The organism is Kitasatospora sp. NPDC005856, assembly GCF_040629945.1.
GTDB lineage: Bacteria > Actinomycetota > Actinomycetes > Streptomycetales > Streptomycetaceae > Kitasatospora.
The window spans coordinates 1-7,007 of record NZ_JBEXWT010000176.1 but is presented as its reverse complement, the minus strand read 5'-3'; the positions used below and the strand labels follow the sequence as shown (position 1 = coordinate 7,007).

Sequence of the window (7,007 nt, the reverse complement as noted above, 5' to 3'; positions counted from 1 at the left end):
CCGCTGTCGCGGGCCGGGCCCCCCCCCGACCCCCCCCCCCCCGGGGGGGGCGCCCCCCCCCCCCCGACGTCCCCGGGGGGGGTGGTGGGCGCCCCTCGGTCCCGTCCTGCCATCGACCACCGCCGCGTCTGGGACTCCTGCGTCGGGACCGGTGCCGGCGCCTGGCGGATCTACTGGACGTGGGGCCTGAGCGGCGGCGGCGGCCGGGTCCACGGCCGTGAGGGCGTCGCGGTGCCCACCGTGCCGCTGCCCTGCCCGTCGTCCGGCGTCGGGGACGCCGGACGTCGTGGTCCTAGCCGTCGCCGCCGGCCGTCCCGGCCGGGTCCTGCTGCCCTGGCCGCCAGGCCGCCGCCGCCCGTCTCGCTGTCCGTCCTCGCCCGCCCGCCTGGTGTTGGGGTGCCGGTGCGTGTCACGGGCAATGGGGTGTGGCGCGCACCGGCGGTGCCGATCCTGTCAGGGGCCGCCTGGTCCGTCCGGCGGCCCGTCCCGGTCACGTCGAAGGCCGGCGGCCCATGTGCGGCCGTTTCGTCTCTGGTGGTGTCTCTGGTTTCGTACGTGGTTTCGGCTCTGGTGGCGTCTGGAAACTGACCAGTCGTGTCCCTGTGCCGGTTGTCGCAGGTCAGGGGCCGGTTGGTTTCGGAACCGGTGTAGGGCTTGGTCAGGTTCGTATGGGTGTGGGTATGTCGCGGTGGCAGGTCGGGCAGTGGCCGGCCCAGGTGGCGAGGACCAACTGCAGTTCGCGGACGACCTGGTAGAGGCTCAGGCCGCTGCCGTTCCTTTTGGGGCCCGGGCCAGCCTCCGCAGGGTGCAGAAGGCATGGGCGAGGGCGACAAGGGTGACGTGGTGGTGCCAGCCGGTGAAAGTTCGGCCCTCGAAGTGGGCCAGTCCCAGGGCCTGCTTCATCTCGCGGTAGTCGTGCTCGATGCGCCAGCGGAGCTTGGCCAGGCGGACCAGGGTGGTCAGCGGGGTGTCGGCGGGCAGGTCGGAGAGCCAGAACTGCACCGGCTCGGGCTCTCTGGCCGGCCACTCGGCCAGCAGCCAGCACTCGGGCAGTTCGACGCCGTCGGTGGCGTCGCGGATCTCGCGTCCGGCAGGGCGGATCCGCAGTGCGACGAACCGCGAGTACATCCGCTTGAACCCGCTGCGGCCCTTGCCCGGGCGGGAGCCTTCGCGCCAGGACACCGGCCTGGCCGCCTTCCGCCCCGCCTCCGTCACCAGGGCCTTCACGCTCTTCGCCGGATCGGGATACCGGGCTACCGGCGGGCGGCCGGTCCCGCTGTAGGGCGGGGTGAACGGCTGCGCGGAGCCCGGCTGGGCACTGAGGGTGGTGGAGATTCCCACCACGTAGTTCAGACCGCGCTCGCCCAGGCCCAGGCGGAACGCCACCGCGTCGCCGTAGCCGGCGTCCGCGACGACGAGTGGGACGTGAACGCCCCAGGAGCGGGTCTCATCGACCATGTCCAGGGCGAGTTGCCACTTCTCCACATGGCCCAGGTCCGCGGGGATCTGGCAGCGCTCGCGACGGGCCACCTTCGCGGGCTCGGCCTTCTCGGAGGTCGGGTCCCAGGACTTGGGGACGAACAGCCGCCAGTCGATCGCGGTTGAGGCACGGTCGGTGGCCAGGTGCAGCGAGACGCCTACCTGGCAGTTGGTGACCTTGCCGGCGGTGCCGGTGTACTGCCTCGACACACACGCGGAAGCGTCGCCGTCCTTGAGGAATCCGGTGTCGTCGATGATCAACGCCGTCGGCTTCAACTCGGTCTGCATCCTCCACGCCAGCCGGGCCCGCACATGCGCCGGATCCCATGGACTACTGGTCACGAAGTGCGCGAGCGCCTGCCGGTTGCCGTCCTCGCCCAGCCGGGCCGCCATCGGCTCCACCGACTTGCGCCCGCCGTCCAACAGCAGCCCACGCACATAGACCTGTCCCCAACAGCGCTGATGCTGCCGTCCGGGGTGCCGATCACGTCCTTGCCCCGCAGCACGAGCCCACCCGTGTCCACGAGCAGGTGCCGCTTGCGACCCCGAACGCGCTTGCCCGCGTCGTAACCGATCGCCTGACCGCCCTGACGACTGCGCACGGACTCCGAGTCCAGCACGGCGGCCGACGGCTGCGGATCCCGCCCGTCGGCCACCCGAACCCGCTCGCGCAGCGCATCGTGAACCCGCTCCCAGGTGCCGCCCGCCGCCCAGACCCGGAACCAGCGGTACGCCACGTCCCGCGGCACGAGGTCGCGTGGCACCAGCCTGCACGCACAACCCGTGGCCAGCACGTACAGCACGGTGTCCACGACGGGCCGGCGCGGGAACTTCAACGGCCGCCCGCCCCGACGCGGATCCCGCACCGGCAGCAGCGGCTCGATCACCGACCACTGAGCATCCGTCAGCGACGAGGCGTAGAACGGCTTGCACGAACAAGCACACGTGGAGGTGATCTTCGCGGTCGATACGACCCCGAAGATCACCTCCCAGCCTCACACCATGCAGTTGATCAATACCCAGCGCTCTCTCGGGCCTCAGTCGTGGCTGCCCTTGTTGGCGGGCAGTGGCGCCGGTAGAAGTTACTGGCCCGTCGCAGGGCGTCCTCCAGGTAGGGAAGGAGAGGGTTGGTGTCCGACGCGCGTCGGACCGAATGGACCCGCCGGGCGCACGAAGGCTCTTGCAGGAGTCGGACGCAGGGGCGGAGTTCGTCGGTGACCGCGAGTTCGGGAATCAGTGCCACACCGAGCCCCGCCCGCACCATCGCGCGGATGACGTTGTAGTCATTGCTCCGGAAGGCCACCTGAGGAGCGAACCCAGCAGAGGCGCACAGGTTCGCCAGAGAACGCGCGCCTGCGGTCTCCTCCTGGCTGGTGATCCAGCTACGGTCGCACAGATCTGCCATACGAATTTGCTCTGCCTGGGCAGCGGGGTCTCCCGGAGGTATCAGCACGAAGAGTGACTCCCGCAGCAGCTCCACCGCCACCATCCCCGGCGGCCACTGCCGGTGCACCCTGTCGTAGGTGTAGACCAGCGCTGCGTCCAAGCGCCCCGAGGCCACGAGCGGCACCAGCTCGGACGGCTCGCCCTCCCCGAGGGTGACCTCGGCATGAGGGGACTTGTGTGCGAGCCGGGCCAGTGCCGGCGGCACGAGGACTGCCTGAGCCGTGGGAAAGCTCCCCAGCCGCAGCATTCCCCTCGAGCCCGAAGCCAGTGCACGCGCCTCGTCCTCCAATGCGGCCAGTTCGCTGAGCACGCGAGAGCAGCGCTGCCCGAGTACGAGGGCCGCACGGGTCGGCCGCACACTGCGGGCGCCTCGCTCGAACAGCACGAGCCCGCTCGCCCGCTCCAGCGCACCGATCTGCTGGGAGACGGCAGACGCGGTGTATCCGAGCTCGCCGGCCGCCTCCGAGAAGGATCCGGTCTCCAGCACCACGCTCAACGTGCGGACGTGAATCGGGTTGATCATTCTGGGATTCCCATGAGCTCCGGTACCGGTTCGTCTTTTGACCGCCTTGTCCAACCCCTGCTGCTCTTTCAAAGGGCTCCGGGGACTGCCCGGCCTCACCGCTCGTGGGACGGTGAGGCCGGGCCTGGACGTGGCAGCTACTCGCTCTTGATCGCGCCGAGGATTGCTGTCCGGGCCGCCTGGCGGGCCGGCCACGCTGCGGCGAGCAGGCCGATCACCACAGCGGCGACCAGGCAGAACCCGATCTGGACTGGTGGCACCACCACGGTGAGGGTCTTCTGCGTCTGGACCACCGCCGAGGCCGTGATGATCCCGAGCAGTACGCCGATCACGACGCCGATCAGGGCGATCAGCAGGGATTCCAGCTGGATCATCCGGCGGACGCCGAGGCGGTCCAGGCCGATCGCCCGCAGCATCCCGATCTCGCGCTTGCGCTCGAAGACCGACATCGCCAGTGTGTTGATCACGCCCAGGATCGCGACCAGCACGGACATCGCCAGCAGGCCATACATGATGTTCAGCACGGTGGCGATCATCTGCTGGCTCTCCGCCTTGACTTCCCTCTGGTTCTTGACGCTGATCAGCGGGTTCCCGCCGGTGGCGTCGCGGAGCGCCTGCCTGAGCTCGGGAGTGGCCCCTGCCGTGCCCTTGACCAGGACCTTCTCCACGCCGCTCCCCGGGACGGCATGCGGGCCGACCAGCTGGTCCGGCGCGATCAGTCCGGAGATCGCCATGCTCTCCTCGGCCACGGCGCCTACGGTCAGGGTTCCGCGGGCACCGTCCAGGTAGATGACGTCCAGGGTTGAGCCGACCGTCAGCCCGTGGAGTTTGGCGTAGCTGGCACCCGCGATCAGCTTGCCCTGTCGGAGCGCGTCGGCCGAACCAGCGGTGACCTTGAGGTCGACCAGCCGGTCGAATCCGGCGGGGTTCACACCAGTGACGAGCGAGATGCCTTCGGTGTTGATGCACTCCAGGGGGACCATGCGTTCCGCGCTCAGCGCGGTGACTCCAGGGACCTCGGCCATCAGGCTGACTGCCTCCGGCGCGAGTGCCGAGGAGTTGCTCATGGCCACGGTGTAGTCAGCCTTGATACCGCTGCCGCTGGAGTCGTCGATGATCTTGTTGAGCGAGGCGCCGACCACGGTCAGCGCGGTGATCAGGGTGACGCCGATGGTGAGCGCCGAGGCGGTGGCGGCGGTGCGCCGCGGGTTGCGCGCGGCGTTCTCGCGGGCCAGCTTGGCCGGCGTTCCGAACAGCTTCCGTAGCACCGGGGCGACAAGGGCGATCACCGGGCGGGAGAGCAGCGGGGTGAGCACGATGGCGCCGACTGTGAGAACAGCCGAGCCGAGACCCGCCAATTCCATAGACCTGTTCGCTACTCCGGCCATCAGGCCGCCGGCGCCGAGCGTGGTGAACAGCAGACCGATGATGTTCCGTGCCAGCAGCGACTTCTTGGTGGCGGGCTGGTCGGCGGAGCTCATCGCGGCCACGGGGGGGATCCGGGAGGCGCGCAGCGAGGGCAACAGGGCGGCGAGCACGGTGACCACGACGCCGACAAGGAGCGAGACGATCACGGTGGACGGTGCGATCACCAGTGGGCCGTTGGGCAGGTTGGCTTCCCCGAGAGCGTTGAGCAGGGACTGCATACCCGCGCCGATGCCAATGCCGACAGTCAGGCCGCCGAGCGAGCCGATCAGGCCTACCAGCGACGCCTCCACCAGTACGGAGAGGGTGATCTGCTTACGGCTGGCGCCGGTGGCGCGGAGCAGGGCCAGCTCCCTGGTGCGCTGGGCGACCAGCATGGTGAAGGTGTTGGCGATGATGAAGATGCTGACGAACAGCGAGATCCCGGCGAAGGCCAACAGCACGTTGGACATGGTGCTGCTGCCGTCGTCGATCTTCTTCTCCTGCTCGGCCGCCAGGTCGCGGCCGGTCTTGGCCGTGATGTTGTCGCCGTGAGGGGCGACCTGCTGGACGGCGGCGAGCAGGATGGTCTGGTCGGTGCCGGGCGTGGCCGTGACGTCCAGGTCGGCGAAGCGGCCGGGGCTCAGGTAGAGCCTCTGGGCGGTGGCGGTGTCGAAGGCGGCCAGCGAGCCGCCGACCTCCACGCGCGGGTCCTTGGTATACAGAATACCGGTGAGCTTGAGCTCCATCACCGGGCCGTTGACGGCCACCCGGATCGTGTCGCCGATCTTGTAGCCGCCCTTCTCGGCGGTCTTGGTGTCCAGCGCGATCTCGGTGGCGTCCGTGGGGCCGCGGCCCTGGACCAGTGGGTAGCGCGGGTCGGTGCCGTCGGCGCCCGGCACGTAGTTGGTGCCGGTGGTGGAGAAGCCGTCGCCGATCAGCGCGCCCTTCTTGTCGGCGATGCCGGCGAAGCCGCTGACCACGCCGCGCACCTCGGCGACGCCGGGCAATGACGCGACGGCCTTGCGGGTCTCCTCGGTCAGGGGCTGGCCCGTGCCGGCCCGGCCGCCCTGGTTGTGGTGCTTGGGCGCGGCATCTTCGTCTGTGACGGCTACGGTGACGTCGTCGTAACTCACGGCGCCCTGGGAACGCCACGCCTTGCTGAAGGTGTCGGTGAAGACCATGGTGCCGGCGACGAAGGCGGTGCCGAGCATGATGGCCAGTGCCGTCATCAGCAGTCGGCCCTTGTGGGCCAGCACGTTGCGTAGTGCGGTGCGGTACATGGGGTGTCCTGGGTCCTGGGGTCTGCGAAGGGGTGGGCGGCGGACGCGGTGCCCTAGTTGGTGCGGCCCTTGGCGTCGAAGCGGCGCATGCGGTCCAGGACGGTGTCGGGGGTGGGGTGGTGGAGTTCGTCGACGATGCGGCCGTCGGCGAGGAAGACGACGCGGTCGGCGTAGGAGGCGGCGACGGGGTCGTGGGTGACCATGACGACGGTCTGGCCGAGTTCGCGCACGGAGTTGCGCAGGAAGGAGAGGATCTCGGCGCCGGAGCGGGAGTCGAGGTTTCCGGTGGGCTCGTCGGCGAAGATGATGTCGGGCTTGCCGGCCAGGGCGCGGGCGCAGGCGACGCGCTGCTGCTGGCCGCCGGAGAGCTGGGAGGGGCGGTGGCTGAGGCGGCCGGAGAGGCCGACGGTGTCGACGACGCGGTCGAGCCACGGCTGGTCGGCCTTGCGGCCGGCGATGTCCATGGGGAGGGTGATGTTCTCCAGGGCGGTCAGGGTGGGGAGCAGGTTGAAGGCCTGGAAGATGAAGCCGATGTGGTCGCGGCGCAGCTGGGTGAGCTGCTTGTCCTTGAGGCCGACGAGCTCGGTGTCGCCGATGGTGGAGGAGCCGGAGGAGACGGTGTCGAGGCCGGCCATGCAGTGCATGAGGGTGGACTTGCCGGAGCCGGAGGGGCCCATGATGGCGGTGAACTCGCCCTGGGGGAAGGTCACGGTGACGTTGTCGAGGGCGACGACGCGGGTCTCCCCCTCCCCGTAGACCTTGTTCAGGCCGGTGGCTCGGGCGGCCGCCCGGCCGGTACGGACGGCGGTTGCGGGGAAGGTCATGTGGACTCCTGCAGTCAGAGCGCGGGGGATGAGGACGCGCAAGCGGAT

The 7,007-nt window shown here is 69.9% G+C and carries 3 protein-coding genes and 2 pseudogenes; all 5 read right to left on the bottom strand.

From position 1 onward, the window contains the following. Positions 1 to 759: 759 nt before the first annotated feature. Positions 760 to 1,941 (bottom strand): annotated as a pseudogene (locus tag ABZ449_RS41445) (IS701 family transposase); the annotation flags it as partial. A 35-nt stretch (positions 1,942 to 1,976) separates the two neighbouring features. Beyond that, a pseudogene (locus tag ABZ449_RS41440) lies at positions 1,977 to 2,435 on the bottom strand (transposase); the annotation flags it as partial. Positions 2,436 to 2,491: 56 nt separating this feature from the next. Next, a complete protein-coding gene (locus tag ABZ449_RS41435) occupies positions 2,492 to 3,448 on the bottom strand; it encodes a LysR family transcriptional regulator (RefSeq protein ID WP_360357166.1) in 957 nt (318 codons plus the stop codon). Between the two features lie 137 nt (positions 3,449 to 3,585). After that, positions 3,586 to 6,135 (bottom strand): FtsX-like permease family protein, encoded by a 2,550-nt coding sequence (locus ABZ449_RS41430; RefSeq protein WP_360357164.1) that lies wholly within the window; start codon positions 6,133 to 6,135, stop codon positions 3,586 to 3,588. A gap of 53 nt (positions 6,136 to 6,188) precedes the next feature. After that, the gene (locus ABZ449_RS41425) at positions 6,189 to 6,959 is read right to left on the bottom strand and encodes an ABC transporter ATP-binding protein (RefSeq protein ID WP_360357162.1); all 771 of its coding nucleotides are present in this window, start codon (positions 6,957 to 6,959) and stop codon (positions 6,189 to 6,191) included. Positions 6,960 to 7,007 lie beyond the last annotated feature (48 nt).